The following is a 25,981-nucleotide window of genomic DNA, read 5'->3' as shown; positions in this document are numbered from 1 at the left end:
TATCTAAATTTAAACTTCAATCTTTGTGGTGGTATCTCAGGAGAATTTTACGATAGACTCAGAGAGACAGGCGGATACGTAATGGAGTAAAGCAGCCATTACGAAGGTAAGAACCATGAATATAATTACATTCATGGGAAAGGGCAGGTTCAGTGTACAAATTACAGGGCTAATGGTCACATTGACCATAAATAATTCAAGGGTCAAGCTGCTGATATAGGTAATGATATTTGAAATGGGCGGCAACTGCATAATTCTGTTATTAACAAAGTCCGATCTGGCTAATTTTAGAAAATAATATAAAGATGGAAACATGAGGAGATGTTGAATAATTTGCAGTGACATGAAACTATTTTTTGTCATGAGATATTTATGCACATACGTGAGTGAAATAAAAAAAACCAAGGCCAGAAAATCAGAAGGTCCTGAAAATATTATTTTATTGCTCTTTGTTCCGAGGAAAATCCCGAATAAGAAAATTAAAAAATAGAAAATAGCCCTGAATGGTAAACTCTCAATTGAATATTCTGATAAATTAAGGTAATACAAGTAGCCGATTAAATAGAGCGCCATTGATGCAAAGGTAAAATAATGAAGCTTTTTTCTGTGGTAATTTTTAATTATAAAAAATCCCAGGAAATAAAAAATCATGAGAGATTGCAGAAACCAAAAAGGAGGATAAAAAAACATTCCAAACACACTGAATGTGTCCGCTCCACGCAAGCCGCCTGTCAGGACCTTAATTGGTAAATATACTATTATGAGTAATACCCAGACAGAAGGGTATATTCTTTTTATCCTTCTCCCATACCATTCATGAAAACCTCTTGGTTTTTTCCGTTCACTCAATAATAGCCCAAATGAACTGAGCCCAAAAAAGAGAGAGAGCCCTATCGTGCCCCCGGTTGCAAACGCTTTGATTGGATAAAAGGGGTCGCAATGTGAATTTAATATGAGGGCTATGGCGATGAATTTTAAAAAAGCGGTATCGTTCATTCCATCTCCAAAGGATTCAAGTTGGCAATTTTCAGGTACAATGATTCATACTCCTCGACCATTCTTTCCCGGGAATATACGCTCTTGACCCTCGTTTGAGCTCTGGCAGCCAAGCTCAGCATGGCATCCGGATGCTCCAGTGCCCACCGCATCTTTTGGGCAAGATCCTGAGTGTTCCCGGATCGAAAATAGAGGGCATGTTTATCGAGAACATCTTTATTTTCAGGAATATCACTACAGATCAAGGGAACTCCCAGAGCTGCCACTTCCAACAACATCATTGACATGGCCTCGACAAGCGAGGGGAAGACAAACAGGCGGCAGTGCCGGACAATGCCAAACAGCTTTTCCTTTTCGGCGATGTGCGGGATAAACACTGTTCGGCCATCGGCCTTCTGCTGAAGGTTTTGGCTGTAGTGCGGTACCTGGGATAAATCACCCACAATAACGAGTCTTATATTCAGATTGAGTTGGTAAAAGGCATCGAGAACCAGATGACACCCCTTGGTAGGATCGATGCGGCCCGCAGCAAAGAGAATATATTCTCCGGCTCTTAAGCCCATCTCATCCAGGGTTTGCCGGGCTATCTCCGGATTTACCGGGTGTTGCTGTATTCCGTTCGGCAGATAGAATACCTCTCGCCGGTAGAGTTGCTTAAAATACTCGGCATCACTCTGAGAGACACTGGTAGCACAATTGGGCAGGAGGAGATATGGATACTCCGTTAATCCCATCAGAGTGCGGGCCAAAGGGCCCCATTTGCTCCTGGCAGCCCGAATGGGGCTGCCATGGGAAGTGGCTATCACCCGGTATCTGATCCGCAGTAATGGCAAAATGAAGCAGGCCTCAACGTTGTGCAGATGAATCAGGTCATAATCTCCCTTGAATACGGCATGGAGGGCGGAAAGGATGAAAAAAGACACCGGCTGAAGGTATTTTCCCGGCAGGGTCGGAATACGGATCAACCTCACTCCATCTATATTTGTGCCCTGGGGAGTATACCGGATATTGCAGTAGACGGTCAGCTTCTGCCTGCCTGCAAGCTCATGAACGATGGGCTCGACTACCCGCTCCGCTCCACCGCGGGAGGGTAAACCCTTGATCCCCATGAAAGCGATTTTGATCATTGAAATATCACCTCTTTACCCAGGGCAAGGCGCGCCTTGCTCTGAAGCATCCACACAAGCGGCACCCAGATATTCCTTCGCATGGCTGGCACTGCCGTGCCTGTCATCCAGCAGTTGCGCTGGCACTCCTGTACCCTCCGTCGTACCTCTTCCGCCTGCGGGCTGTGCCATATCTCGTCGAATGATTGCTTTTTCAAATCACCCATGATCCACGGCTCAGCCGAACCATTGCAGGCGATAATCATACCCCAGGGGTCTATGAAAAAAGTATCCGTAGCTGCTCCGCACGACAGGGTCCTGGCTTTGCCTTCAATATACCTCAATGTCCCGAGATTCAGATAGGCACGTGCCCAGTCCTTTATCCGCATGCGCAGGCTGCTCCTGCGACTTAAGAGAAGCGCACGGATGAAGTGATGCATCTGGGCCACTACGGTGTCAACATCCTGAATTTTATTATCAAACTTGTGAAAGTAGAAGGAGTTGTGCATCGTTGCATTACCAAACTCTATTCCCATACTGGAGCAAAGGTTATACAGCTCCAGAAGGTCGGAGCAATTGCGGTCAGATATCACCACCCCAAAGCCGATGTCCCGTATCCCCAGGGCTTTTAAACGCAGGATGGTTCGTAAGGCATGATCAAAACCATTCTTGATTCCCCGCAGCTCATCGTTCAATTTTGGCAAACCCTCTACGCTTACCCGAATGGTGATATTGGGGAACTGCTCACATACTTTTACGATACGGTCTGTGAAATAGCCATTGGTGCTGATCTCCAATCGACCTGTCTTTTTATCGAGAATGCGTGCAATGTCCAGAATATCATCTCTCAGCATCGGCTCCCCACCGGTAATATTGAGGCGGACCATCCCGCGAGGGATCTTTTCCAAAATAGCCGGGTCAAACTCTTCGCTCCTCGAAGTGGGGTTTTGCCAGGTGTCACACATCTGGCAGCGGGCATTACACCGGTAGGTCGTGATAACGGCGCATTCCATTTCCTTTCATCACCTCTTCTTATGAGTGCATGGTAAGATTACAGATTCATGAGAGTCACCTTGCAGGTGAGAGTCCCATCAGTGGTTCTGGTAGCCTTGATCTTTATATAATTAGGGATGCCACGAAAATAGTATGTATAATTGCCATTCGCAGTGAGCACAGGAGTTTTCATCTGAGTAAATGTGCCATCATCCCTGGGAGCATAACAGAGCCCGAAGGTCCCGCCAGACATGGCATCACCCAGGATTTCGACAAGCCAGTTGCCGGAAGAAACGTTAGTTATCGAGCATTCCACCGAGACCGTATTGAATCTGCGGCAATCAATCTCGCTGCTCGTGGCTGTAGCTGTAATACTATTATGAGCGACAACTACTCCACCTTTACTCATACGACTAACATCGATGGTGTCATATTCCGATGAAAGCTGGGTAGATAAAGATACCGGCGCATAGCCTGAGCCGGTTCCCTGCAACTGTTTGAGCAATCCCTTGAGAGCCGCTATAATACTTGCTGCTGCGGTCGGGTCAATTACCGCGGCATCGGCTTTTGCACCAATGTCCTCTGATGCTCCTGCATTAATTCCAATTATCTGTGAACTTACTGAAGACATGAACTCCCTCCTATCTCTCAATAACTCATTACCAACAATGAGTAATCCTTAAGCAGTGGAATACTTTTCTTCTATGGTCTGTTGATAGATTTGCAGTAATTTCCGATAATGTATGTCTGAAGAATGAGTATTACAGGCATATTCCTGAGCCTTCTTCCCCATCTGACGTGCCTCTTTCGGATGTGCAGTGATCCATCGCATGGCTTCTGCCAAATCATCTACATCACCTGGAGAAACCAGGATACCGCCCTGGCTGTTGTTAACCAGTTCGGTCATTCCTCCCAGGTCCGAGGCAATGACCGGTTTCCCGGCTGCGAAGGCTTCGGTAATACTGAACGGCTGGTTCTCGTACCACAGGGAAGGAAGAATTACGGCCCGTGCTCCGGCAAGCAGGCGATGCAGATCTTCTCCCTGTTTCATACCCACGTATTCAGCGTTCGGGGAGAGCAGCTTCGGCAACTGGCTCGCGAGTGGTTCCTCAACCATGCCTGCTATAACAAGATGCGCTTGCGGAGCTTTTTGGCATGCCGCCAGGAGAGGATATATCCCCTTGAGCGGAGTGAGCCTTCCGAGGAAAAGGATGTATCCTTCATCCTTTTCCTTATTATGATGAAAGGACGTATCCGGTATGAACAGGGGAAGATGCTTCACTTTCCTCTGAGATATCCCCCGATCGATGAGTTTATTTCGGAGAAAGGCACTCGGTGAGAGAAAGTAATCCACTTTCGCTTGCACTCTCATGAGCCGATGAATATAAGCCTCAATGGCCGCCATGCTGCTGGCCAAAAAAGATCTCTTTTTACACCTTTTCACCACAGCATGAAAAAATGCACTCTTCCCGCAGGCTTCACATATCTCATTGGTAGCATCTATCCGAAAATGGGTATTTGGACAAATCATTTTGTAGTCATGCAGGGTCCAAACCACCGGTATTTTCCGCTGTCCGGCTTCAAAAATAATCGATGGAGTAATATGGGCATGGATATTTTGTACATGCACCACGTCTGGCTGGACGCGATCAAGAATTCGGCTGAAATTCTTTCGTGCCTCACGGGAGTAAATGACACGGCCTAATGTTCTGAGGCCATTGTACAGATTCTTTTTCCGGTTAAGCTCCTTGAAGTCGATGTAACTGACAAAAAGGTCACTATTGATATCCGCAACATTCCTGGGGTCCTGCATGGCGAAGAAAGCCACCTCATGCCCTCTCTCCCTTAATAACTGTGCCAGATTGAAGGTGTAAGTGCTGTCCCCTCCACCCGAAAAGTGCCTTGTATTGGCAAAAAGTATCTTCATGGCAGGGGAGTATTTTGGCTTGCTCGGGTGCAGGCGACAGCCATGTAAAAATAGAAAATATATGAGGCGATATCACTCCTCCACACGATATTATAGAGAGGCCCGAGTACTGCATAAAATACCCAGATTCCAAATAAAGCGGCAAACAGTGTCTTATGGAGCACGCTCTCGGCTTTCAGATGAGCTGCGAGCAGGGATTGAAAAAGGCGGACAAAAATCCACAAGTGAATCAATAGACCGATGATACCGATATCCCCCACGGTTGAAGGAATTTGAGGCAGCACCATCCATTTCGGCAGCTTCAGGAGAGAAAGAAACCTGCCCGGGGAGTTGAAAAACTGCCCTCCCAGGCTGCTGCCGGGTCCGAATCCGAACATTAAATTCAGCAACCTATGCTTTACCACATCCCAAACCTGCACCAGGATGCCGATTCTGTTAACTTTGTAGATATCTTTTCTTGTTAATGACTGATTTCCTGAAGTAAGTTGTAATGCATGGTGATAGAAGACCGTTAAGGTATCCTGATTGCCTTTTTGAACCTTTCCCCAGTTCTGGTAGACAGGAAGTATAAGAAGGATGACAAGAATACCAATCAGCAATTTACTCACATGTCCACCGATGTCACTGCCCTGGGAAGACTGCTTGTACAAATGTGCCAGGACTACGGCAGTGATTATTACCGGCACCATGATAACCATTGCCTTGATTTCACCGATAAGGGAACAAATCAGGAGGAGCATGCAGGCGATGAGATGGAAGACTCTGATTCTGGTAGTAAGAGCGTGGGCAACGATCAATGCCACTGCATAAATGGAAAAGATACCTATATTATAATGGCCATAGATGCCAAGGGTCAGAGAAATCCTGTCCCCAATAATACCAAAAATCAGATATCGTGAAATAATTTCGGGGACCTGGATAAATGCAAGGAAAAGAAAGATTCCCGTAAACCAGATAACAATAGTATCTGATAGACTCATATTCACTAAGATGATGAAGAGCAGAGGATATGGCAGGCACGTCGTAAAATATGCCATCAGATTCAGAAAGCCGCTGGCGTTTATCAATGCAGACAATACTGCGAGTACTATCAGTGCAAGCAAGGGCTCTTTAATTACCGGCACCCTCAGGGGCTTCCTTGACACGATATTTTTACCTGCCTGGATCAATACCAGGAAAGGAATAACCAGGACAATGAACCATCGGACAATTCGAACGCGTTCCAGCAGTCCCCCCGGAGTGGTCAAACCCGGCAGATACCATATGAGGGGTAAGAGGATTACCGGAAGCCATTCCCAGTATTTTACCAGGAGAATGAGTCCAATAAAGCCGATCAGGAGAGCGTTCAGGAGGAAAGTAAGGCTAACTATATTGATTGACACGACTCAAGCTTTCCGCATCCTGTGAAGTTGTCTCAGGCTTCGAGAGCTTCCATCGCCTGCATCAGCAGGCTGCGCTTATGGGCTACAGCAGCCGTAAGGTGCCGCCGCCAGGACTCCCTCTCTCCCCATAACCGATCAAACAGAGGGAGCACTGCCTCTGCGTGAAAGTCCTCAATATCGATGGAGAAAGCACCCAAGCCCAGCGATTCCATATACTCTTTGATCTTAAAGAGGTAATTTACGGAAATAGTCGGTACATAGGCACAGGTGGAAAGAATGCAGGCATGCATCCGGGTGGTAATATTTATTTCACAGCATCCCAGCATTCCCTGGAGTTCGGCCGGTGAGGGAAGCCTGCGGATAATCATGGCCCTTTCTTTATGGAGCATCAGATGATAGATCTCTTCGGCAGTCTTGACGTCATCCTCCCGGCAGCCGTGAACTTGAAAGTTGGTGGGGAAAAATATGATCCTGATCCGGTATCTGTCAATCAGCTCATCCGCGAGGTGAGCCATTTCCCGCCGATACGATTGATAACTGGCATAAGGAGTTTCTGCCTTGTTTTTGAAATAGTTCCAGCGAAGGGCCGAGATGCCTACCACTTTCTCCTCAGACTTCAGGCTTATTAATTTTCTTGCCCTGGCCGGTTGAATCGGTGTCTGGAGTATCGCCATATCCGGTGAACGGATCACTTTAGCTGAGTCAATACCGAGCTGTCCGGTCACAATTCGATAGGACTCTTCATCGCGCACATAAATCTGGTCCACCGCCCGAAGAGCCTTGATTATGATTATCCTGGACCAGATGAAAAAAAATGGCCCGATGGTCTGAGGGAACAGCACCACCCTTTTACCCATGCGCTTGCACAGCAGATAGGTAAACACGGAAAAGGGAATGCCCTTATAAAACTTGTCATTTAATCTTTCAGCACCAATACTGATAATCAGGTCAGCCCAGAAAAAGCTTTCCAGGTTCCACTGGGGAATTTTACCGGGAACCCTCAATGTACATTCCCGTTTTTTTGCCATCTTCCAGGCCAAAGCCATACAGATTAACTGCCTGATAAGCCAGATTACCTGCTTCCCTCTGGGTTGAAGCAAGGGGTAATCATAGACATCTTGAACAGCCTTACAGCCATGCATATTCTCCAGGGATTGGGGATGATGGGCCATAACCTGAATCTTGCTGCCGGGAAACCTCATCTGACAGATCCTGATGGAATTTTCTACCAGGGCCGAAGATCCAACGTTAGCATCGGTATAAGCCTCAATGATCAGGATGTTCATAGTGTCGTACTCCCTTGATTCATAACCCGTCAAGCAGTAACCTGTTTCTTTTTGATTATAAGACTCCATATCTCGAGTAAAAATTTACGTTCCAGCATGATTACTGCCGGCCCGTAGGCGATCGCTCCTGTTATGGTAAGGCCAAGCAAAAAGCAAGGCTTGTCAATAGGCAGTCTGGCCAGGAAGACATAAGCGGCGAGAACAATTCCTCCCATAATCATGCTCATTATTGCTGGCCAGGCTATGGCCAGGAGATACTCTGACCAGGTAAGCCCGATGACGAATCGTAAAACAACTGATCCGAAAAATATGAAGTAGGCGATATAAAGGATGACCTGACTCCAGGCCACCCCATAAGCCCCCTGGTATTGAACAACAGACCAAAATACCATGACGTTGATAAGAGCCACGGAGGCGTACCACAGAAATCCGATATCCGTTCGTCCCTTGGCCCAGAGTATTGATATTGACGGATTCATCATGGTCTTCAAAATTCCGAGGAGAACCATGATCTGAACAAGAGGGATTGCCGCTGCCCAGCCCGCACCGAAAAACAACGGTACAACAAGCGGTGCTGCTATCCCGAGGCCGATGAGAATCGGGAAGACAGTAAGAGCAAGTAACTTGATCATTTCAAGGTATCCACGGCGCAGGGTGGCATTATCCGACTGCTTCCTGGCAAAGACCGGGAAAGCCACGCTGGTTACAATCGGGTTGATTTTGGCAATAGGCAGAGCCACCAGCCGGTAAGCCAGCATGTAGGTTCCCAGGATCTTAGACCCCAGGAATCGTCCGACCACCAGATAATCCGCATTAACCGAAAGGTAATCCATGCCCCGCTCTCCCATCTGGTAGATGCCAAAGCTGAGATAGCCCTGTAAATCACTCCTCTGAAAGTGAAGCTCTGGCCGCCAGATATTCCAGGAGAGCCAGGCTGACAGCACTGCCTTTGAAGCAGCCAGGGATATTTCCCCCCAGATGAGCGAAAATACCCCGCAACCGAATCTGGCTAAGAAAATTGCCACCACAGCACTCACGATAGCTGAGGCCAGTTCGACCTTGGCCAGGCGATCGAATTGCAACTCTTTTTGCATCAAGGTCTGGAATTGCCGTCCAAGAGGAGTAATGATAAAGACCAGCGCCTCCCACGGTAATAAAACCGCCAGCCGCGGTTCGTTGAACAGCAGGACCAGCAGTGGCGTGGCCGCCCAGACAAAGATAAACAGAGCTATTCCGGCTATCAGGTTGAGCCAGTAAATGCTGGAGAGATGATGATGGGTTACATCCTGGCGGTAGATAACAGCGTTACTGATACCCAAGTCTTCGAAGGATTGAGCAAACCCGATGGCAACCATGATCATGGTCTTCAGGCCAAAGTCTGCCGGGCTCAACATGCGGGTAAGAACAGCCAGCCGAAGGAATTCAATGCCAATAACCGTGGCTTTAGAAAAACTTTCCCACTTGACGCCAAGGATGGCAGATTGTCTGAGAGACATTATGCTAACGACGGGTGAGTATTATACTTTTATTCAGGAGTCAGGAGTCAGGAGTCAGGAGTCAGGAGAGGATGATTGCTTATTCTGACTCCTGACTCCTCTGGATTAGAGCGCGGATGATCTATACCGTGGATTGGTCAGTCCCTCATACCATTCATCAATCGTGAGGCAGGATATATTGCGGGCTACAATATAATCAATTAATGCCTGAAAATCAGCAATTGCCCAGGCATTGAGTCCAGCCGTTGAAGTGAGAACGTGACCATGGAAAAATACGGTCGATTGCTGAGTAATCGCTTTATCGAGCCAATCCTTGGCTGCTGCCAGGGTTGTCCCGATGTCAAGAGACTTACTCTTTAAAAGTTTAAAATCATCCACCGGAATATATTGAAGTATGGCCCATGTTGTTCTTCCCGTCAGCATCCCTGTAGCATTGAGAGCAGCAAAAACATCACTGTTCCATGCTCCTCCGGGATAGGCTACATGATAAGCTGCCCGCAAATACCCGTGGTTGATAAGCCAGGCAGTGCACTGCTGAATTTCATTCTCTATTTGCGATTGAGATAATCCAGTCAGATAGAGAGGAGCTCCAGGGTGATTATAGGAATGATTAGCTAAAGCCCATCCTGCCGCATTCATGATATCAAGGTGCTCGAGGGTCATATAATTTTCACTGCCAACCATCGCGGGTATGATATACATCGTTCCCCGCACTCCTCTTGAATTCATATAGCTGTACCCTTCGGTATAGGCTGAGAGGTGTCCATCATCGAAACTGATAACACAGCGGGGTAACTGCTCGGTAGAATGGCGGAGCTCATCAACGGAAATGCTGACTGTCTGACCGGATTTGGCAACCAGTTTGAAATACATCCTGATGATCGCAGCCCAGGATTCATTATTGACGTTAAGCCATCTATCCCGTGGGACAACAAGGTGGTTCCAGCCGGTATGTAAATCTGATGAGCAGAGCGATAAGTTGAAACTTTTGCTGAGGTCAGATGTAGAGGTAAACTGAACCAGGACTTCCTGCAGGGTTACTGATGGATCGGTATGACAGTAAAACCAGAAATGCATCCTGCTGCTTGCGCTTCGGAAATCCGTTGCTGAGGGAAAAATCTTTCGAGCCATGATCCATGATCCAGTTGTCGTTACGTTCAATTTCAGTGACTGGGTGCCGGTTCGATGCTGATTCAGGTTTGCCTCGAGGGTTCCCCCTGATCCTATTGGGGTCCATTCACCGAAATTTTCAAAATCTTCGAACAGAACTCCACCATTGACAGTGTAATCCTGCGGTAACAAAGATCGCGGCATGAATATATCTCCTTCTTCTCCTTTCCAGGTTCATGGACAGGTTGATCAATTACTCCGTTTCTTTCACTGCACTGAGCATGTAATGGTAGTTGTGGTATTTTTTTATCCATTCAATTCTGTCAGCCATTTTATACACCCGTAAGCCGAAAGGTCCTATGCAGGGATAGGCAGAATGGCACTTACATAAGCTAAGCTTATAATATAGAGAGAACACAAAGCGCACAGGGGAAAACGATCTCCCGCAGAGACGCAGAGGCGCAGAGAGCAACCAATCCGGCAAGGGCCTGATGAAAGTCGGGATATCCCGATGTGTCAACGGCATGGAAGCAAGCAAAAAGTAAAAAAGCACAAGGAGGAACTTATTTTACTTTTACTTTTCAATGATATCCTCTGCGTCTCAGCGTCTCTGCGGGAAAATTACTAATTCTTATGTAAGAGCCATTCGGGATAGGCATTGTTTGAATAAGCTGTTATATTTGTGAAGCTTAAATCTTTCAACATCCTCCTGGCAGCCCATATGCTTAAGGCATATTCATAATCTGCCGGTTTTTTATGAGGATTTTTTAATTTGTGGTACCAAGATCGCAAAGACCTGTATAGGGGTCTGGGAAGAAATGCTGATTTTATAAATTGAAACATACCCCAGGCATTTGGATCTTCCAGGAATAGAATGCCGCCGGGTTTTAGTAGCTCATGAAAGGACCTGAGTAAAGCCTCTGCTTTATCATATTCATGGTGTATGACATCGATGGAAACAACATAATCAAAGGAATGTTTCCGAAAGGGCAGGTAATTAATATCTCCGGCAACACAGAATTTTGACCCATGTTGAGTTTGGAGGTCATAGAGCATATCGTAAACGATATCGAAGTTAATGAACATATATCCATTTTTTTCTAAAATACTAAAAGAGTTATCATAACCACATCCGATATTAATAAAAGCTTTGGGAGGCTGTCCTATATTACCTTGCACCATATCCCAAAATTCCTGTTTAGATTTTTCCCACTGTATCAAACTGGTCTGATCTTTTTTACTGAACGATAGATTTTTCATCATCTTTGCCAGGTTTTCTTCTTCTCGTAAGTGTTCAAAATCTATCGTATCAGGATACAGCAAGGGTATACCGTTTCTAATTCCATATTCCCTGGCACAATACGTACACTTCAATTTACTGCCGAATTCAGCTAAATCTCTTTTGCACAGGGGACATACAAGAAAGGCAAGTAACTCGGTACTTTTCAGGCTACTCATGATATACTCCCGTGGCTGTTTTCAGGCCAGATGCAGACGGTTTTTGGCAAATTCAACCATTGATGACGGCTCCGGACGGGTAATCCTGGCAAGGCCCTCTGCCCGCGACATTCCGCCCGATCGGACAAGACCGGCTGTTTCCCAGGCATAGGGATGGAAGTGATACTTTTCCTTATGATTCTCGATAGCCAGGGAATTTAACAGGCAATTGGTGGAGTGCGCTCCCGTATCGTCGGGTTTTCGCCAGCCGAGAGCCTCTATCCGGTGGAAAATCTTCTCCTCGCTGTATTCCAGAAAGGCCAGGGGATGGATGTTCCAGGGGAAATGTGCTTCCCGGATGAAGTGTTTCTCGGTCAGAAAGTATGGCTCAAGCTCTTCCTGGCTGACTATCGTGCCTAATGGACTTCGGAGAGCTTTCTGGGTCATGCTCACCAAACCGGCGTTAACTTTCATCACCGAGGATTGAATAGGAGCCTGGCCAGGCGACCAGCCAAACCCCTGAAAAGGGATTTCCTTCTCAACGGCCAGCCGCAAGCCGATAAACTTGACAAAGCTGATGCAGGCAGTACAAATGGGACTTGCCCTCTCCAGGGTCTTCCTGGCATACAACTCCTCTCTGGCTGCGGCGGCGAAGATCTTGGTGAGCAGATCAAATCTTGGCTTAACCAGGATATGGTCAATACCAAGGCTTTCCACTACCCTGCCGATATTTTCCAGGGCGGCTTTTGATATAAAGCCATTGTCAAAAGTGAAGGCCAGGACCCTCAGACCGAAAGTATTCTTAAAAAGATCAAGGGTAAAGCTGCTGTCCTTGCCGCCGCTGTAGCTCACAAGGATGTCATAGTCGCTCCGGCCCTGATATTCTCTGATCAGAGCGGCGAATTTTAAGCGGTATTTCTCCATCTGCTGCCTGAGCTGGAGCGGTCGGTATCTCAGACAATGCTGACAAATACCCTGCTTATCGAAGATAACACCGGGGAAGGTAGAAGGAAGAACACACCTGATGCAGTAATTCATGGGTGATAATCCGTTTCCGGCCTGATTCACTGCCTGACCAGATTATGGTCAAGCGATGGCGGAAGTGCCCGCAGGTGCCAGGTGGCTCTGGCCTTGGCCTGAATATCCTTGAATATCCGGGCAATCTGCTCTTCGGAAAGAGACAGAACCTCAGAAATCATGGCGATTGGGACCTCATGTTCCTGAGCGTAGAGGAGCAGGTCCAAGAGTTCATAAGGAAGGCAAAAGTAAAATTCCTGATCACTCACCGGCAAACTATAGGTATCCGGACTTGGCGTCCGATTAATGATTTCCTCGATGACCCCCAGGTATCTGGCTAATTGAAAAATCTGCGTTTTATAGAGATAAGCTATAGGCTCGATATCCACTCCGCCATCGCCAAACTTGACGAAAAAGCCCTGGTCTGCTTCAGATTTGTTGGTGGTTCCGCAGACCAGGTAATTATTTTGCTCAGCCCACAAGTAGAGATTAATCATCCTGACCCGCTGCTTGATATTCTGGCAGGCAGCAATGGCCAGCCAGTCTTTGGGCAGCAGCCGGGCAGTTTTATGGTTTTGATTTTTATCCACAATAGTTATGGAATGGTAACTCAGTCTGTCTTTCTGAAGGATGTTCTGGGGAAGAGAAATGTTGAAAACGTACGAGTCATCGAATTCCGGAAAGATCGAACTGATAACGGCATTTCTCCGCTCATAAGCCCCGAAAGCCTCAAGTTGCCTGGTTATATCTATTTTTTCAACCCTGATGCCTAATTTTGCCGCCTGTTTTCTGGCATAGGTCTCGCTGATCGGATTGGATTCCCTTTCCGGAAGAATGAGCCCCAGCACCCGTCCGGGACCAAGGGAGCGGACCAAAAGTTCCGATATCACCGCTGAATCTATGCCGCCTGACAGGCCAATGACCGCACCCTGGCGTTTAAACCTGGTTACGACCTGGTCCTGAATAAAGGCACAGATGCGGCCGCACTCAACCTGCGGGTCAATCTTTAATACCTGCCGGCTAAAAACCCCCTTATCTCCTAAATGCTCACAGCCTTTCTCTATCAGGGAACTGCTCATTATGCCTCCTCTCTCCCATTGCCAGTGCTTTGCGGTCAATTTTTCCTGTACTGGTTCTGGGAAATTCTTCCAGAAATTCTATGTACTTCGGTACCATGAAAAATTCCAGCCTTGCCGCACAATGGGCAATAATCTCTTTCTCCTCAAGAATCTTACCTTCCCGAGATAGAATGAATGCCTTGACAGCCTGGCCCAAAAGCTCATCAGGGACCCCGATAACTGCTGCCTCCACGACACCCTCTATCTGGTGGAGGACATTTTCTACCTCCCGCGGGGCTACCCTCTCACCCCGTGTCTTGATGAGATCGTCTTTTCTGCCTACAAAGAACAGGTATCCTTCCTCATCCATTCTGAAAAAATCGCCGGTATACAGAACCGTCTCGCCAGGATACCGGCCAGCCTTCAGGACTCTGGCCGTTTCTTCCGGGTCGCACCAGTAGCCCCGCATGACGTTGGACCCTCTGACCACCAGTTCACCAACCACACCCGGTCCAACCTTCCTCCCCTGCTCATCAACGATAAAGGTTTCCACATTCGGCATCGGTTTTCCCACGGAATGCGGCCTTCGGTCCAGTTCTTCCGGAGGAAGATAGGAAACCCGCTTACACTCGGTCAGTCCGTACATGGAATAGATGGCAGCCTGCGGGAAGATACTCCGAAGCTTCCTGATATGGTTTTCAGAAAGCGCTGCCCCGGTATTGGTGATATATCTCAGGGAATTGAATTCATAATTCTTCAGACTCTCAAGCTGGAGGATCATGGCAGCTATGGTCGGAACCAGGGGAAAACCGGTTACTTTCTCCCGGATCATCTTATCGATCACTGCATAAGGGTAAAGGAAGGATTTTTCCAGGATAACCGTACCCCCGAACTTGATCGCCATAAGTACCTGATACAGGCCGTAATCAAAGGATAACGGCAGGACATTCATAATAATGTCATCAGGCGTATTTTTCAAATAGCTGATAATAGATGTGGCAGCAGAAACCATGTTGAGGTGAGTCAGCGTAACCCCTTTGGGATCACCGGTAGAGCCTGAGGTATAGATCAGAGCAGCCAGATCAAGATCGATATTTTGTCTCGTCGGGCAATGATCAGCCGAGGCGGCCATAACCTCCGCCCATGAAATATCCTGTGGATTCTGCCGGGTCGCGCTTTCTCCGATAATGATTTTGAGCAGACCTGGCACCGCGAGACTGTCCAAAACATCATGCTTGCCGCTATGGCTTATTAAGACTCTGGCTCCACAGTGATTCAGGATAAGCTCTACTTTTCCGGCTTTTGCGGCAGCGCTCACCATGACAAAAGCAGCCCCGGTCTTTAATATCCCGAACAGGGCGACCACCGATTCCAGGGAATTGTCAAGAAATACGGCCACCCGATCGCCTCTTTCAACGCCAAGGGCAATCAGAACCCAGGCCAGCCTGTTGGCCTGCCTGTCTAACTCCCCGTAAGTAATCCGGTGCCCTCTGAAAATGACAGCGACCTTATCAGGGTATTTTTGAGCACTCTCGGTGAGAAAATTGTGCAGCAGCATTTTTCTTAACCCCTATTTTTTCGATGCCAGACATCCCTTTCTCTCCAGATAGGCTATGATCCTGTTGACAGAGTCCAGATTGTCGGGGATAAGCTCTTCATCTTCAACTACAAGACCATAGGTGTCCTCAATAAAGGCAACCAACTCCAGCATACCGGTGGAATCGATAATCCCTTCATCAAGGAAAGAAATATCGTTCTGCAATTCCCGATTTTTTTGACCAATGAGAAAGTTTTCAAAAATAAAATTTTTAATTCGATTTTCTATTTCGTCCATAAGTAATATCCTTATAATGTCTGACGATTAATATTGTATTTTTAAGTTAAGAATATAATATATATTTTTTTCATTTCTGTAAACAATTAACTCACTGGGTGAAATGACAAGGGACATTTTTGATTCTGGATGGTGGATGGTTTTTTACTGCGGTGACGCTTTAAGGCGCTTGAAAATATCGATCATAGAGCGAGATCTTTCCAGATGAGCTTCTCTTCCATATACTGCCTGATAGACACGGAGCAGGCCGGCTTCAAGATCCGCCCTCGACATCTTCAGTGGATCAAAGACAACATCGAAACAGCTATACGTATCCCATTGGCTATGATCGGGCTTGAGTCTTTTTTCATTTATGAGGGAAGCCCTCAGCCGGGTTCCCGGAAAAGGAGTCAAAAAATGGAACTGGCCAAGGATTTTATTTTCGAGGGTAAAATCGATAAGCTGCTGAAAAACATTTTTATCATCGTGATCAAATCCGACAATGAAAGCCCCAAGTACCTGGATTCCGCGGCTTTGGATCTTCCGGCATGCTTCGGAATATCTTGCCAGGCGCTTGAATTTCCACTGGCTGTGGTGAAGCGAAGTCAAGTTTTCAGGCACTAAACTCTCAAAGCCGATAAAAACGGTGACACAGCCGCTTCTTTGCATCAGATCAAGTAATTTCTCATCTTCGGCTATCGAGACATCCGACTCGGTGAAGTATTTTATTTTCAGCGGAATAAGCGCTGAAAGGAGTTGATAGGATTTTTTACGGTCAACAAACATATTGTCATCGTTAAAGACGATACGCTGGCTTTTCGATATTTGCTGAATGGCCTCAACTTCAGCGATGACCTGCTTGACAGTTTTGCATCGAAACCGAGGGCCATAGACCTTGGTTGCTGTACAAAAAGAGCAGTCAAGGGGACAGCCCCGTGTTGTCTGAGTCGGGATAACATTGTATGTCCCCGATGATAAAAGGTCATACCGCGGAATGGGGGACTTGAGAATATCAACCTGTTCCTCATTGCTATAGAACCGCTTGAACGAGCCTTTCCGGAAATCATCCAAAAGCTTCGGCCAGAGAGTTTCTCCTTCGCCAATAACAACGCAATCGCAATGAGATGCTGCCTCTTCAGGAAGAACGCTCGCGTGGATGCCGCCCATGACGGTCATAACGCCCCGCCGTTTAAACTCCCTGGCAATCTCGTACCCCCGCAGTGCCTGCTCGGTCATGATGCTGATGCCGACAAGGTCGGCCTGCTCATCAAAATCAATTGGCGTAATCCGCTCATCAATCAGCCTGATCTCAATTTCCGGTGGAGTACAGGCAGCGATCGTAAGCAGAGAAAGACTTGGAAGGAAAAACATCGGAAGATATTGATTCGTATCGAAAAATTCCCGAAGCCCTGGATTGCTGCTTGAATAGGTATTTTTGCGGCTTCGAGAAGGAAAAATCAAAATTATCTTCATGGTGGCTGCCTGAATAATTTCCTGCTGCTTCCTGGTCCTGAATATCCTTACCAGGACCGGGAGAACCAATCAACAGTTTTTCTGAGCCCTTCCCGGATATTCACGAGAGGGTTAAAGCCCAGATAGGTCCTGGCCCGCTCGACATCTGCCAGGGAATGCCTGACATCGCCCGGACGGGGGGGCTGATAGAGAGGGGTAACTTTTTTCACCAGGATGGTTTCCAGCTCTCTCAGTAATTCATTGAGTGAAATCCGCTGACCGCAGGCGATATTAATCGGCATCCCATCACATACCTCGCTTCTGGCTGCGAGGATGTTGGCCTGAACGACATTTTCAATAAAGGTAAAATCGCGCGACTGCTCCCCATCCCCAAAGACCGTTGGAGGAAGCCCCCGGAGGAGAGAAATGATAAACTTCGGGATCACCGCCGCATACTGGGAATTAGGGTCCTGGCCTGGACCAAAGACATTAAAGTAGCGCAAAACTACGGTCTTGAGACCGTAGAGACGGGAAAATATCTGACAATACTGCTCATCAGCAAGCTTGGTTAGAGCGTAGGGAGACAGGGGGTTCGGAGGCAGACCTTCGTGCTTGGGAAGCGTTGGATTATCTCCGTAAACTGAAGAGGAAGAAGCCATGACAAACTTTTGCACCCTGCATTCTTTTGCCGCTACTAAAAGATTTACGGTTCCATCAATATTGACCGACGTGGAAGAGATCGGATCAGCAATCGAGCGGGGCACAGAAGGCAACGCTGCCTGGTGGAGGATATAATCCACCCCCTGAACCGAGCGGTTGACCACTTCAGGGTTTCGGATATCCCCTTCGATCAGCTCGATCTGGTCGAGAACACCGGTGAGGTTTTCCCTCTTGCCAGTTGAAAAATTGTCCAGTACCCGCACCCGCTCTCCCTGGGAGAGAAGGGCTTTGACCAGATTCGAACCGATAAATCCTCCACCTCCGGTGACTAAAAAAAGTGCCATATGGTATATCTCCTTTCTCCAGTTGAGCGTTAATCCTGAAATGTAAAAGGATAGCATACCATAGTTGAAGGACATTTTCCAAGAATATTAAATCAAGGTATAGCTTCGCCCTCTCAGTGCCGGGAACCAAGGCCACTTACGGTCACGACAATTCCTGCAATTAGGTGCTGTCAACTTTATCGAGCAATTTATTGAGCGCAGGGGAATATGCCTTTTCAGGCCCTTATGCTCACACAATCAAAAACAGACAAAAAATTTAATCGCGGCCGGATGAACCGATCTCCGGCTGCTGGTAATGTCCATAATGATACCGATAGTAATCATAGTAATAACCACCCTTTTTAATATCCAGGCGGTTAAGTATTACTCCGCAAATTTTTGCGCCCGCATTCTCCAGGTGCTGCTTTGCCTTTTGCACTCCCCGACGATTCGTCTGACCCACCCGCACGACCAGAATAACACCATCGACTTTGGACGAGAGGATGCAGGCATCACTAACTGAATTCAGCGGAGGTGAATCAAAGATGATAGTATCAAACTTCTCCTTGAGAATAGCGATTAGCTCGGCCAGCCTTCGCGAGCCGAGAAGCTCCGTAGCATTTGAAGGAATCGGGCCTGAATTCAAAACCTTCAGATTATCCACCGGGCTGTCCTGGATGTAGAGAGATATCCTCTGGTTAATGAAAGGAATATATTCCTTCTCGCCGGTCATTCCCCGTATACTGTCGAGGAAGCAGGAATGATCAGCCCCCTGCGGGCTGATTGCCTGACAGTCCTCCGATAAATTTCTATCCTGAAAATAAAAGGTTCCGCCTTTCAGAGAGTAGAGTCGCTGCAGGGTTTCAGACACGTGGAGTTTCAGCGGTCCCTCGATCTCCTGGGGAGAAATCAGGTTCATGTTTATCAGGATGGAGCCGAGCCTTTTGCGGGTGTTTGCCTGTCTCTTCAGAGCACGGGCCTGCTGATCAAGGGTGATTCGGCCGCTTTCCACTAATATTGATCCGAGCCGCTCTTCCACCGGTCGGTTTTTCCATTGGACATCGACCAGATGTCCATTCCGAAATGAAAGATGATAAACATCCCCGTTTTCTGAAATGTTCAACAAACCGTTCTTTCCCTGAATGCCCAGGATAGCAAGCAAGTCTCCCGGTCCGTATTGAGAGAGGGTTCCTCCCGTCAGATCAGCAGTGTACATATCCATCAGAATATTGGTAAGCCCCCGATTGCGGTCATGTCCGAAGATTTTGTAAATAGAAGGGATCCGCAGGTCCGTATCGACAAGCAGTACCCTTTGACCTCCCTCAGCTATGGTCAGTGCCAGGTTTACGGCGGTAGTTGTTTTACCCTCCTGAGGAAGGCTGCTGGTGACCAGAAGGAGTTTCCCGATCTTTCCATTCAGGGAGTAGTGAATGTTCGTATGGGCTGTCCGGAAGGACTCGGCAAAGGAGGTGGATAAATCCTTTTCCACAACCAGTGGATACGATTTCCTGTCTGAATGAGTGCGCCCTTTATGGTTTTTTCCCCTTGGCCCGCTCATGATGATCTTCCCATCCTTTCTACTTCCGGTATGATTCCCAAAACCGGCAGATGAAGATAAAGCTCCACGTCATCTTCCGTTTTAATGTTGGTTTCCATATATTCCATGAGAAATACCAGACCTATCCCGGACACAAGCCCGACAACTACTGCCAGCATGACATTCAGTACTTTTTTCGGCTTGATGGGAGACCGGGGCAAATCAGCAGGCTCGATGAGCCGGACATTTGACTTCCCCGCACTTTCATTGATCTGGGTTTCCTTGAGCTTATTCAGCATGATTTCATAAAGGCCCTTATTCGTTTCAAGCTCTCTTTCCAGGACTGCATAGCGAAGCTCATTCTGGTTGGTCAAAAGAGCGTCCTCCTCGTGCTTTTTGATGGCTTTCTGCAGCTCTTCCTCCCGTGACTGAAGGATCGTTTCCTCAATCAGGAGATTTTTGTATACCTTATTCAGCTTACTGTTGAACTCATCCTGCAGGATATCTACCCGACTGGCTAAATTGGCTATCTTTGGATGCTTGTCCTTGTAGCGGGTTTTCAAGTCAGAGAGCTGAATCTGTGCATCGGTCAACTCTTTGCTCAGGTCTACCAGGACCGGATCACCTAAAAGCCCGGGGCTGAGTGTTTTCTCGTTTCGCCTGGCCATGATTTTTTCCAGTTCAGCCACCCGTGCCTTCAGTTCCATGTGCTCAGTCCGGACCTTGATATAGGAAGCACTCAGCTCACCGATTTTCTGGGTATCAATTCCCTGCTTGCCACTCAGGGAGAAGATTTTGTTTTCGCTTTTAAAGCGGTAAAAAGCCTGTTCAGACTCAGTGAGCTTCCTTTTCATGTCATTGATTTGCGATAAAATCCAATCCACAAACTTCTGGGCAGCACTGCACCGGGTGTGAATATCATATTCGATGCAGGCATCTACCACACCGTTGGCAATCCTCTGTGCCCAGACAGGATCCTCGTCACTTACGGTGATAGTGACCAGACGGGTTTCGGTAACCTGTTCTGCACTGATTTTTCGCTTCAGGCTGTTGACCAGGGCAATCATTTCCAGTTTTTCTTCCTGCTCAGGGGAGATATCCGGCTGCCCGGTCCGGCTGTCCACAGTCTTACCCAAAGAGGGCAGGAAGCCTTTCACCGTTTCCCTGAGCCTGATGATGTTATCGAGAATGCTCTCCCTGAGAGAAGAACCCGGTCCGGCCTGCGGAGCCCTCTGATTCTGATAGCGCTCCTTGAGGTGGAGGTTCCTGACTACCCGCTCAAGTACGGGATAGCTGACCACCATTTTGAACTGCGTATTAAAGGTCAGACTCTCGGACAGGAAACTCTCGTAATCCAGATATTCAAGCTCCTGTCCACTGACAATCGACCGGCTGCTGTCTTTATCGATAACCAGTTGTGATTGAGCCTCATAGATAGGAGTGAGGGTATAGTTGCCGATAATGACCAGAGTGACGGTGATAAACAGACTGGCAAATACGAGCCATTTCCACTTGCGCAGAATGTAAAGATAATCAAGTAAATGAGTTTCCTTGTGCTGAGAGTCCATGAGCCGTTCCGTAAAGAAGTTATCAGTTCAAAGTTTCAATTATCAGTTTTTTGCTGGCCACTGGCCACTGACCACTTACCAGAAGCTCTCGGGAACGAACAGGCGATCTCCGGGCTGCAACTGGATATCCTGCCGCTTTCCGTCCTTGACCAGGTCAAGATTAATCTTCACTATCTGTTGCTGACCGGCAATATTCCGGGTTAAAATAGTCCGATTCGAGGCCGCGTCCTTCTCGAAGCCTCCGGCCATGATACAGGCATTGAGAGCCGTGAGCCCTTTCTGGTATTCATAGGCACCCGGTTTCTGCACCCGCCCGGAAATATATACCTGCTGTTCTGAGATATCACTGTCTTTCCTGCCTGCCAAAAAAACAATATCCCCTGGATAGAGATCAATATTACCGGCCAGGTTTCCCTTTTTGAGCAGTTCCTCAAGGTCAATCGAGAGGGAAACGGACTCTTTTTCCTCTCCTTTACCCCCTCTCCCGGATGGACCGGATCGAAGGATACTTACCCTGCTGCCCACTTTATCGCTCACGCCGCCAGCCTTGGAGATGATTTCCAGAAGGGAGGTCGGGCCGCTGAGAACATACAGGCCCGGATGCAATATCTCGCCCAGAACCAGAACCTTTTGACTATGATATTCTTTAATCGTGACATCAACCTCCGGATTTACCAGGTAATCTGCGGCCAGCAGCCGGGTGATCCGTTCATCGATCTGCCTGACCGTACAACCGGCCACAGGCACATTCCCCACCAGGGGATAATTGATTGTCCCATCCTGGGCAACGACAACAGTCTTATCCAGTTCCGGCTCATTCCAGACCGTTATGGATAAGATATCTTCCGTTCCTACCTTATAACAATCCTGAAGGGCGAAAAGATAATCGGGGAAGAGAAGCAGGAAGCAGAGAATGAGTATCCATCCCCGTACGGAAAGCTCTTTTGTGCTTGATATCAGCCCTTCGTCTTTTGTCTGGTTGTTCAGAAATACCATAACATTCTTTTTCTGAGAGCCGTCTGGCTGTTAATATGCCTGTTTTCGTCAAGATAATCAGTGGAGCACCCAACCAGCGGGTGCCCCTTCAACCGGGTGTTGACACAGGGAGCATCTCTCACTCAGAACATGGTGAGCCCATAATCGAAATATGACATCCTTTTTACAAAGTATGTATATTATGCAAACCGAGTGCCAGGTAACAATTTTTATCATTTACTAACTCTGTATTAAACGGCCTTAGCTTAAAAAATAAATTTAAATGGAGTAAGAAGAGAAAAAAAGAGATAAATAGTAAGGAGAAGGCATTAAATAAAACCAGATGTGTGAAATTATTTTCAGCCTATTTACAAATATTAAATAAATAAGTCATTTAGATGAAAAAATACATGAAATTTTATTCACAGCAGGCAGCGGTATCGCAGAGTATGTTCTGCACAAGTCCACCTGGGTTTTCGATATAAGGAATTTTTCCGAAGCTTGCAAGGCTGTGATAGATTGTGGAAATTACAGGCTAAAGGGCTTGAGGGAGGCTCTATTTCAGAGAGAACCTTGAGACGATACGTTAATCAGTTGAAAACGCATATAACAGTCAAGCAAGACTCCTGCCGATACTTTTTTCCAGCCGATAGAAAATCAGGTTTTAAAGAATAGCCTGGAGACAGGTTATACACGGCGGGGCATGTCGAATGGGACATGCCATCAGGTTTTGGAGGGAGGGAAGGAAGATGAAGAAGTATCTATATCTTGCAGTATGCCTTATTGTTTTTCTCACTGTTTCACCCTGTCGGGCAGCTTTGGACGATTCTGTCGGGCAGAGAGCATCTCTTGCTGTCGATATCCAGACTGACAAGGTGCAGTATGCACCCGGGGAATGTGTTCTGGTGTCCTTTACCGTAATCAATACCGGCAGTGAGCCGGTAGTCTTGAATTTTTCTTCCGGCAGGCAGGTGGATTTCTCCGTCGTCGACATGTCTGGAATCGAGGTCTGGAGATCGTCCAGGCATGCCCTGTATATTCAGGCACTGACTTCGATGGAATTGCAGCCTGGTGAGGTTGAGGAGTTTCAGGAGGAATGGCCTCAGGTCAATAACAGTGGGGAGCAGGTCAGTCCGGGCATCTATCAGGTTATCGGGCAATTGACGGCCAATGGGATTCAGCATCAGAGGAATGCTTCCATACCCGTTGCGATTACTCCCTCCTCGTATGTGGGAAATTAAGATATGCCTGGCAGCCAGCCGGGAGGGACATTATCCATACGGGTGGGGGATCGTTTGGCCGTGAAGGATCAGCCTTTTGAGATTGTCGAAAAGAAAGGCAAGGGGCACCCTGACTCTATCTGTGACGCTCTGATGGAAGAAGCTTCTCGTGCCCTGAACCTGCTTTACCGGGAATATACCGGCCATATCCTTCATTATAACCTGGATAAGGGGTTACTGGCTGCCGGAAGGGCAGCGGTAGCTTTTGGCGGAGGAAAGGTCCTTACTCCCCTGCGGATGATTATCGGAGACCGGGCCACGTTTGAATACCTGGGACGAGAGCTGCCGATATGGGATACGGTCGTTAGATCAGCCCGGAATTGGATCAGCCGCAATGTCCGATACCTGGACCCGGAGCGGCACATGACCTTCCAGAACGGACTCAATCCCGGATCGAGGGAACTTACGGGCATCTTCACTTACGAAGAGGGGAAGATGCCCAAAGCCAACGATACCTCGGCAACCGTGGGGTTTGCTCCTCACACCCCGGTTGAAGAACTGGTCCTGGCACTCGATCGGTATCTCAATTCAGCCCGTTTTCGGGAAAAATTTCCGGCTGCCGGTGAGGATAGCAAAATCATGGCGGTCCGAAGAGAGCGGTCACTGGACCTGACCATTGCCCTGGCTATGGTGGACCGCTTTATAGCCAGTGAGAGTGATTACTTCAGTCTCAAGGAAGCCGTAAGCCGGGAAGTGGATGATTTTGTCAAGTCCCGGTTTGATACCACCTCCCTGGATATCCATCTCAATACCCTGGACCAGCGGGGAAAAGGTGAAGATGGAATATACCTCACCGTCACCGGGACCTCTGCCGAGCAGGGAGACAGCGGACAGGTCGGACGGGGCAACCAGGTGAACGGTCTGATGAGCCTGATGCGGCCGCAGAGCAGCGAGGCATCGGCAGGGAAAAATCCCCTCAGCCATGTAGGGAAAATTTATAACTACCTGGCGTATATCCTGGCTGATGATCTTTATCGCCATCTCGAAGGGGCAGGCGAAGTTTTTGTCTGGCTGACCAGCCGGATCGGTGATCCGGTCAACCAACCCGCTCTGGTTGCCGTTGAGATTATCCCCGGAAAAGGAAAAAGCCTCGCTGCCGGATACCAGGATATCGTTTCCTCCCGCGTGCTGCATCATCTTGAGGTAATTCCGGACCTTTGCCGGAAACTCATGCTGGGAGAGGTTTTAGTGGTTTAATCTTCCCTGCTCCGCAGATAGGTCAAAAGCTCTGTTTCGAGGTTGAGAATTTCGGGAGTCGGCGGCAGCAGCCTGCAAATCTGCTCCACATATTTGCGGTGGAGAATTTGCCGGAACGCAGGGAGAAAATTGATATCGAAGATCCAGCCAAGAAGCAGCAGCTTGAAATCGTTTCGATTCCGGACATGAGCCAGGGAAGATATCCGATGGTTGCTCAGATCAGCCATTATTGCCCCGGAATAGCCGGGAGTTTCCGGAAGGTTCCACTCTACCGAGAAATTTTTCTGGTCAGGAGGAGAATAAAAATGGTCGAGAAACACCCGGAAGATGTCGAGCTTATCCGCATCCCGCAGCATGCGGATGAGCTGCATGGCCTTGGGGTCTTCAAGATCGGGAACATGCAGGGCATTATGGTAGCGGATTGCCTGCCGGATCAGTTCCTGTTCTTCCGGGATGAGCGCAGCCAGAACCTTGTGTTCATCCAGTACTCTTAAGGCAATGGCAGCGTGATTTTCGGACCGATCATCCCGGAAGGTGCCATACTGCTGCCACTGCCGGAATCTGCCAAGATCGTGAAACAAGGCCGCAGTCTCGGCCAGGAAGAGATCCGGACCGCTGAGGCCAAGCTCCTGTCCCAGGCTCAGGATTTGCCGGCACACCCGCAGGGTGTGCTGCTCCTTGAGGATAATATTCCGCTGCTGCTCCTCCGATGAAGAATAAAAGGTGGTTACATAGTGAAAAAACCAGGCCCTGAAATGAGCCATTGTTTCCCTGTGCATGCGTTTTTCCCAATTCATGAAGCACTATTAAAAAAAAATAAGCGGGAAATTGAGATTCTCAATTTCCCGCTTATTATGAATGAGAACTGGATAAGAATCAAGCTTTATCCAGTCATAACCACTCTTGAAATTACCACAGCCCGAGCGCGCTGATAACTGCTGCCGGGACTGTTGTCGTAGCCGGTGCTACGGTAGTTGCCGGTATGGTCGTCGCCAAAGGTGCCGGAGTAGTGACCGCAGGGGTCACCGGGGTAACTGCAGGGGCCACCGCAGTCGTTGTCGTTGTCGGTATCTGGCTGATAAGATCCAGGTAAGTCTGCTGTAAACCTGCAAGTCCTCCAAGGCCTCCATCAAGGCCGGTCACTTTGAGGAGGTAATCCTGCAAGGCTGCATTGCCGCTGTTAAGTCCCAGAAGCCCGCCAAGACCGCTTCCCAAAAGGCTGGTGCCAGAAAACCCACCGCCCAGCAGACCGCCGTACAGGCTGCTCAATCCCATCATGCCGCCGTAGAGTCCACCATAGAGTCCAGCGCCATAGATACCCCGGCCATAGAGGCTGCTGAGGCCACCGCCATAGAGGCTGCTGAGGCC

Annotated in this window: 24 protein-coding genes; 3 read left to right on the top strand and 21 right to left on the bottom strand. The window is 48.0% G+C overall.

What is annotated here, in order from left to right; all coding sequences use genetic code 11:
* Window positions 1-36: 36 nt before the first annotated feature.
* The 6 genes from AB1611_21480 to AB1611_21455 are packed head-to-tail and all read right to left on the bottom strand — an operon-like array spanning window position 37 to window position 5,825.
* On the bottom strand, window positions 37-996 hold the full coding sequence (locus AB1611_21480; protein MEW6382156.1) for an acyltransferase family protein: 960 nt from the start codon (window positions 994-996) through the stop codon (window positions 37-39).
* Window positions 993-2,123, bottom strand: a complete 1,131-nt coding sequence (locus AB1611_21475) for a glycosyltransferase family 4 protein (protein ID MEW6382155.1) — start codon at window positions 2,121-2,123, stop codon at window positions 993-995. Before AB1611_21475 ends, AB1611_21480 begins: the two co-directional genes overlap by 4 nt.
* Window positions 2,120-3,115 carry a radical SAM protein gene (locus AB1611_21470; protein ID MEW6382154.1) on the bottom strand — a complete coding sequence of 332 codons (996 nt, stop codon included), beginning with the start codon at window positions 3,113-3,115 and terminating at the stop codon, window positions 2,120-2,122. The genes AB1611_21475 and AB1611_21470 overlap by 4 nt, the downstream gene beginning before the upstream one ends.
* 38 nt (window positions 3,116-3,153) lie before the next feature.
* On the bottom strand, window positions 3,154-3,726 hold the full coding sequence (locus tag AB1611_21465; protein ID MEW6382153.1) for a hypothetical protein: 573 nt from the start codon (window positions 3,724-3,726) through the stop codon (window positions 3,154-3,156).
* Between the two features lie 48 nt (window positions 3,727-3,774).
* A complete protein-coding gene (locus AB1611_21460) occupies window positions 3,775-5,022 on the bottom strand; it encodes a glycosyltransferase family 4 protein (GenBank protein MEW6382152.1) in 1,248 nt (415 codons plus the stop codon).
* Entirely contained in the window at window positions 5,019-5,825 is an 807-nt protein-coding gene (locus AB1611_21455) for a hypothetical protein (GenBank protein ID MEW6382151.1), read from the bottom strand. Before AB1611_21455 ends, AB1611_21460 begins: the two co-directional genes overlap by 4 nt.
* 40 nt (window positions 5,826-5,865) lie before the next feature.
* Here AB1611_21455 and AB1611_21450 point away from each other — a divergent pair, with 40 nt between their 5' ends.
* A complete protein-coding gene (locus tag AB1611_21450) occupies window positions 5,866-6,429 on the top strand; it encodes a hypothetical protein (GenBank protein ID MEW6382150.1) in 564 nt (187 codons plus the stop codon).
* Window positions 6,430-6,436: 7 nt separating this feature from the next.
* Here AB1611_21450 and AB1611_21445 read toward each other — a convergent pair whose 3' ends face one another.
* The 13 genes from AB1611_21445 to AB1611_21385 all read right to left on the bottom strand — a co-directional run bounded on the left by AB1611_21445 (window position 6,437) and on the right by AB1611_21385 (window position 22,157).
* Window positions 6,437-7,690: a polysaccharide pyruvyl transferase family protein gene (locus tag AB1611_21445; GenBank protein ID MEW6382149.1), complete on the bottom strand. Its 1,254-nt coding sequence runs from the start codon at window positions 7,688-7,690 to the stop codon at window positions 6,437-6,439.
* A gap of 29 nt (window positions 7,691-7,719) precedes the next feature.
* Window positions 7,720-9,186 carry an MOP flippase family protein gene (locus tag AB1611_21440; protein MEW6382148.1) on the bottom strand — a complete coding sequence of 489 codons (1,467 nt, stop codon included), beginning with the start codon at window positions 9,184-9,186 and terminating at the stop codon, window positions 7,720-7,722.
* A 105-nt stretch (window positions 9,187-9,291) separates the two neighbouring features.
* Window positions 9,292-10,500, bottom strand: a complete 1,209-nt coding sequence (locus tag AB1611_21435) for a polysaccharide deacetylase family protein (protein MEW6382147.1) — start codon at window positions 10,498-10,500, stop codon at window positions 9,292-9,294.
* A 420-nt stretch (window positions 10,501-10,920) separates the two neighbouring features.
* Window positions 10,921-11,754, bottom strand: a complete 834-nt coding sequence (locus AB1611_21430; GenBank protein MEW6382146.1) for a methyltransferase domain-containing protein — start codon at window positions 11,752-11,754, stop codon at window positions 10,921-10,923.
* A 21-nt stretch (window positions 11,755-11,775) separates the two neighbouring features.
* Window positions 11,776-12,771, bottom strand: coding sequence for a hypothetical protein (locus AB1611_21425; protein ID MEW6382145.1), 996 nt, complete (start codon window positions 12,769-12,771; stop codon window positions 11,776-11,778).
* A 26-nt stretch (window positions 12,772-12,797) separates the two neighbouring features.
* Window positions 12,798-13,829, bottom strand: coding sequence for an NAD(+) synthase (nadE, locus tag AB1611_21420; protein MEW6382144.1), 1,032 nt, complete (start codon window positions 13,827-13,829; stop codon window positions 12,798-12,800).
* On the bottom strand, window positions 13,798-15,366 hold the full coding sequence (locus AB1611_21415) for an AMP-binding protein (protein ID MEW6382143.1): 1,569 nt from the start codon (window positions 15,364-15,366) through the stop codon (window positions 13,798-13,800). Before AB1611_21415 ends, nadE begins: the two co-directional genes overlap by 32 nt.
* 12 nt (window positions 15,367-15,378) lie before the next feature.
* Window positions 15,379-15,642 carry an acyl carrier protein gene (locus AB1611_21410; protein ID MEW6382142.1) on the bottom strand — a complete coding sequence of 88 codons (264 nt, stop codon included), beginning with the start codon at window positions 15,640-15,642 and terminating at the stop codon, window positions 15,379-15,381.
* Window positions 15,643-15,786: 144 nt separating this feature from the next.
* Window positions 15,787-17,094 carry a radical SAM protein gene (locus AB1611_21405; protein MEW6382141.1) on the bottom strand — a complete coding sequence of 436 codons (1,308 nt, stop codon included), beginning with the start codon at window positions 17,092-17,094 and terminating at the stop codon, window positions 15,787-15,789.
* 47 nt (window positions 17,095-17,141) lie between these two features.
* Window positions 17,142-18,077 (bottom strand): SDR family oxidoreductase, encoded by a 936-nt coding sequence (locus tag AB1611_21400; GenBank protein ID MEW6382140.1) that lies wholly within the window; start codon window positions 18,075-18,077, stop codon window positions 17,142-17,144.
* A 256-nt stretch (window positions 18,078-18,333) separates the two neighbouring features.
* Window positions 18,334-19,614 carry a polysaccharide biosynthesis tyrosine autokinase gene (locus tag AB1611_21395; protein MEW6382139.1) on the bottom strand — a complete coding sequence of 427 codons (1,281 nt, stop codon included), beginning with the start codon at window positions 19,612-19,614 and terminating at the stop codon, window positions 18,334-18,336.
* Window positions 19,611-21,161 (bottom strand): GumC family protein, encoded by a 1,551-nt coding sequence (locus tag AB1611_21390; GenBank protein ID MEW6382138.1) that lies wholly within the window; start codon window positions 21,159-21,161, stop codon window positions 19,611-19,613. The genes AB1611_21395 and AB1611_21390 overlap by 4 nt, the downstream gene beginning before the upstream one ends.
* A gap of 75 nt (window positions 21,162-21,236) precedes the next feature.
* A complete protein-coding gene (locus AB1611_21385; protein ID MEW6382137.1) occupies window positions 21,237-22,157 on the bottom strand; it encodes a polysaccharide biosynthesis/export family protein in 921 nt (306 codons plus the stop codon).
* 728 nt (window positions 22,158-22,885) lie between these two features.
* Here AB1611_21385 and AB1611_21380 point away from each other — a divergent pair.
* Both AB1611_21380 and AB1611_21375 read left to right on the top strand, forming a co-directional pair.
* Window positions 22,886-23,377, top strand: a complete 492-nt coding sequence (locus AB1611_21380) for a BsuPI-related putative proteinase inhibitor (protein ID MEW6382136.1) — start codon at window positions 22,886-22,888, stop codon at window positions 23,375-23,377.
* A gap of 3 nt (window positions 23,378-23,380) precedes the next feature.
* Complete coding sequence (locus tag AB1611_21375; protein ID MEW6382135.1) at window positions 23,381-24,613, top strand: methionine adenosyltransferase; 1,233 nt, start codon at window positions 23,381-23,383, stop codon at window positions 24,611-24,613.
* Here AB1611_21375 and AB1611_21370 read toward each other — a convergent pair.
* Together AB1611_21370 and AB1611_21365 are read right to left on the bottom strand one after the other, a co-directional pair.
* Window positions 24,610-25,392 (bottom strand): HD domain-containing protein, encoded by a 783-nt coding sequence (locus AB1611_21370; GenBank protein MEW6382134.1) that lies wholly within the window; start codon window positions 25,390-25,392, stop codon window positions 24,610-24,612. The two genes, AB1611_21375 and AB1611_21370, sit on opposite strands and share 4 nt — an antisense overlap.
* Window positions 25,393-25,522: 130 nt before the next feature.
* Window positions 25,523-25,981, bottom strand: a 459-nt coding sequence (locus tag AB1611_21365; protein ID MEW6382133.1) for a hypothetical protein, incomplete at its 5' end; no start/stop codon positions are given.

It is taken from the genome of bacterium (assembly GCA_040755755.1).
Classification (GTDB): domain Bacteria; phylum SZUA-182; class SZUA-182; order DTGQ01; family DTGQ01; genus DTGQ01.
Note: the sequence above shows the minus strand (reverse complement) of the source record. Positions and strands in the feature narration are given on the sequence as shown.

Excerpts from the sequence above, each read along its gene's own strand:
- AB1611_21480 (MEW6382156.1), bottom strand. The coding sequence starts at position 996 with ATGAACGATACCGCTTTTTTAAAATTCATCGCCATAGCCCTCATATTA.
- AB1611_21475 (MEW6382155.1), bottom strand. The coding sequence starts at position 2,123 with ATGATCAAAATCGCTTTCATGGGGATCAAGGGTTTACCCTCCCGCGGT.
- AB1611_21470 (MEW6382154.1), bottom strand. The coding sequence starts at position 3,115 with ATGGAATGCGCCGTTATCACGACCTACCGGTGTAATGCCCGCTGCCAG.
- AB1611_21465 (MEW6382153.1), bottom strand. The coding sequence starts at position 3,726 with ATGTCTTCAGTAAGTTCACAGATAATTGGAATTAATGCAGGAGCATCA.
- AB1611_21460 (MEW6382152.1), bottom strand. The coding sequence starts at position 5,022 with ATGAAGATACTTTTTGCCAATACAAGGCACTTTTCGGGTGGAGGGGAC.
- AB1611_21450 (MEW6382150.1), top strand. The coding sequence starts at position 5,866 with ATGCCAAGGGTCAGAGAAATCCTGTCCCCAATAATACCAAAAATCAGA.
- AB1611_21445 (MEW6382149.1), bottom strand. The coding sequence starts at position 7,690 with ATGAACATCCTGATCATTGAGGCTTATACCGATGCTAACGTTGGATCT.
- AB1611_21440 (MEW6382148.1), bottom strand. The coding sequence starts at position 9,186 with ATGTCTCTCAGACAATCTGCCATCCTTGGCGTCAAGTGGGAAAGTTTT.
- AB1611_21435 (MEW6382147.1), bottom strand. The coding sequence starts at position 10,500 with ATGCCGCGATCTTTGTTACCGCAGGATTACACTGTCAATGGTGGAGTT.
- AB1611_21430 (MEW6382146.1), bottom strand. The coding sequence starts at position 11,754 with ATGAGTAGCCTGAAAAGTACCGAGTTACTTGCCTTTCTTGTATGTCCC.
- AB1611_21425 (MEW6382145.1), bottom strand. The coding sequence starts at position 12,771 with ATGAATTACTGCATCAGGTGTGTTCTTCCTTCTACCTTCCCCGGTGTT.
- nadE (MEW6382144.1), bottom strand. The coding sequence starts at position 13,829 with ATGAGCAGTTCCCTGATAGAGAAAGGCTGTGAGCATTTAGGAGATAAG.
- AB1611_21415 (MEW6382143.1), bottom strand. The coding sequence starts at position 15,366 with ATGCTGCTGCACAATTTTCTCACCGAGAGTGCTCAAAAATACCCTGAT.
- AB1611_21410 (MEW6382142.1), bottom strand. The coding sequence starts at position 15,642 with ATGGACGAAATAGAAAATCGAATTAAAAATTTTATTTTTGAAAACTTT.
- AB1611_21405 (MEW6382141.1), bottom strand. The coding sequence starts at position 17,094 with ATGAAGATAATTTTGATTTTTCCTTCTCGAAGCCGCAAAAATACCTAT.
- AB1611_21400 (MEW6382140.1), bottom strand. The coding sequence starts at position 18,077 with ATGGCACTTTTTTTAGTCACCGGAGGTGGAGGATTTATCGGTTCGAAT.
- AB1611_21395 (MEW6382139.1), bottom strand. The coding sequence starts at position 19,614 with ATGAGCGGGCCAAGGGGAAAAAACCATAAAGGGCGCACTCATTCAGAC.
- AB1611_21390 (MEW6382138.1), bottom strand. The coding sequence starts at position 21,161 with ATGGACTCTCAGCACAAGGAAACTCATTTACTTGATTATCTTTACATT.
- AB1611_21385 (MEW6382137.1), bottom strand. The coding sequence starts at position 22,157 with ATGGTATTTCTGAACAACCAGACAAAAGACGAAGGGCTGATATCAAGC.
- AB1611_21380 (MEW6382136.1), top strand. The coding sequence starts at position 22,886 with ATGAAGAAGTATCTATATCTTGCAGTATGCCTTATTGTTTTTCTCACT.
- AB1611_21375 (MEW6382135.1), top strand. The coding sequence starts at position 23,381 with ATGCCTGGCAGCCAGCCGGGAGGGACATTATCCATACGGGTGGGGGAT.
- AB1611_21370 (MEW6382134.1), bottom strand. The coding sequence starts at position 25,392 with ATGCACAGGGAAACAATGGCTCATTTCAGGGCCTGGTTTTTTCACTAT.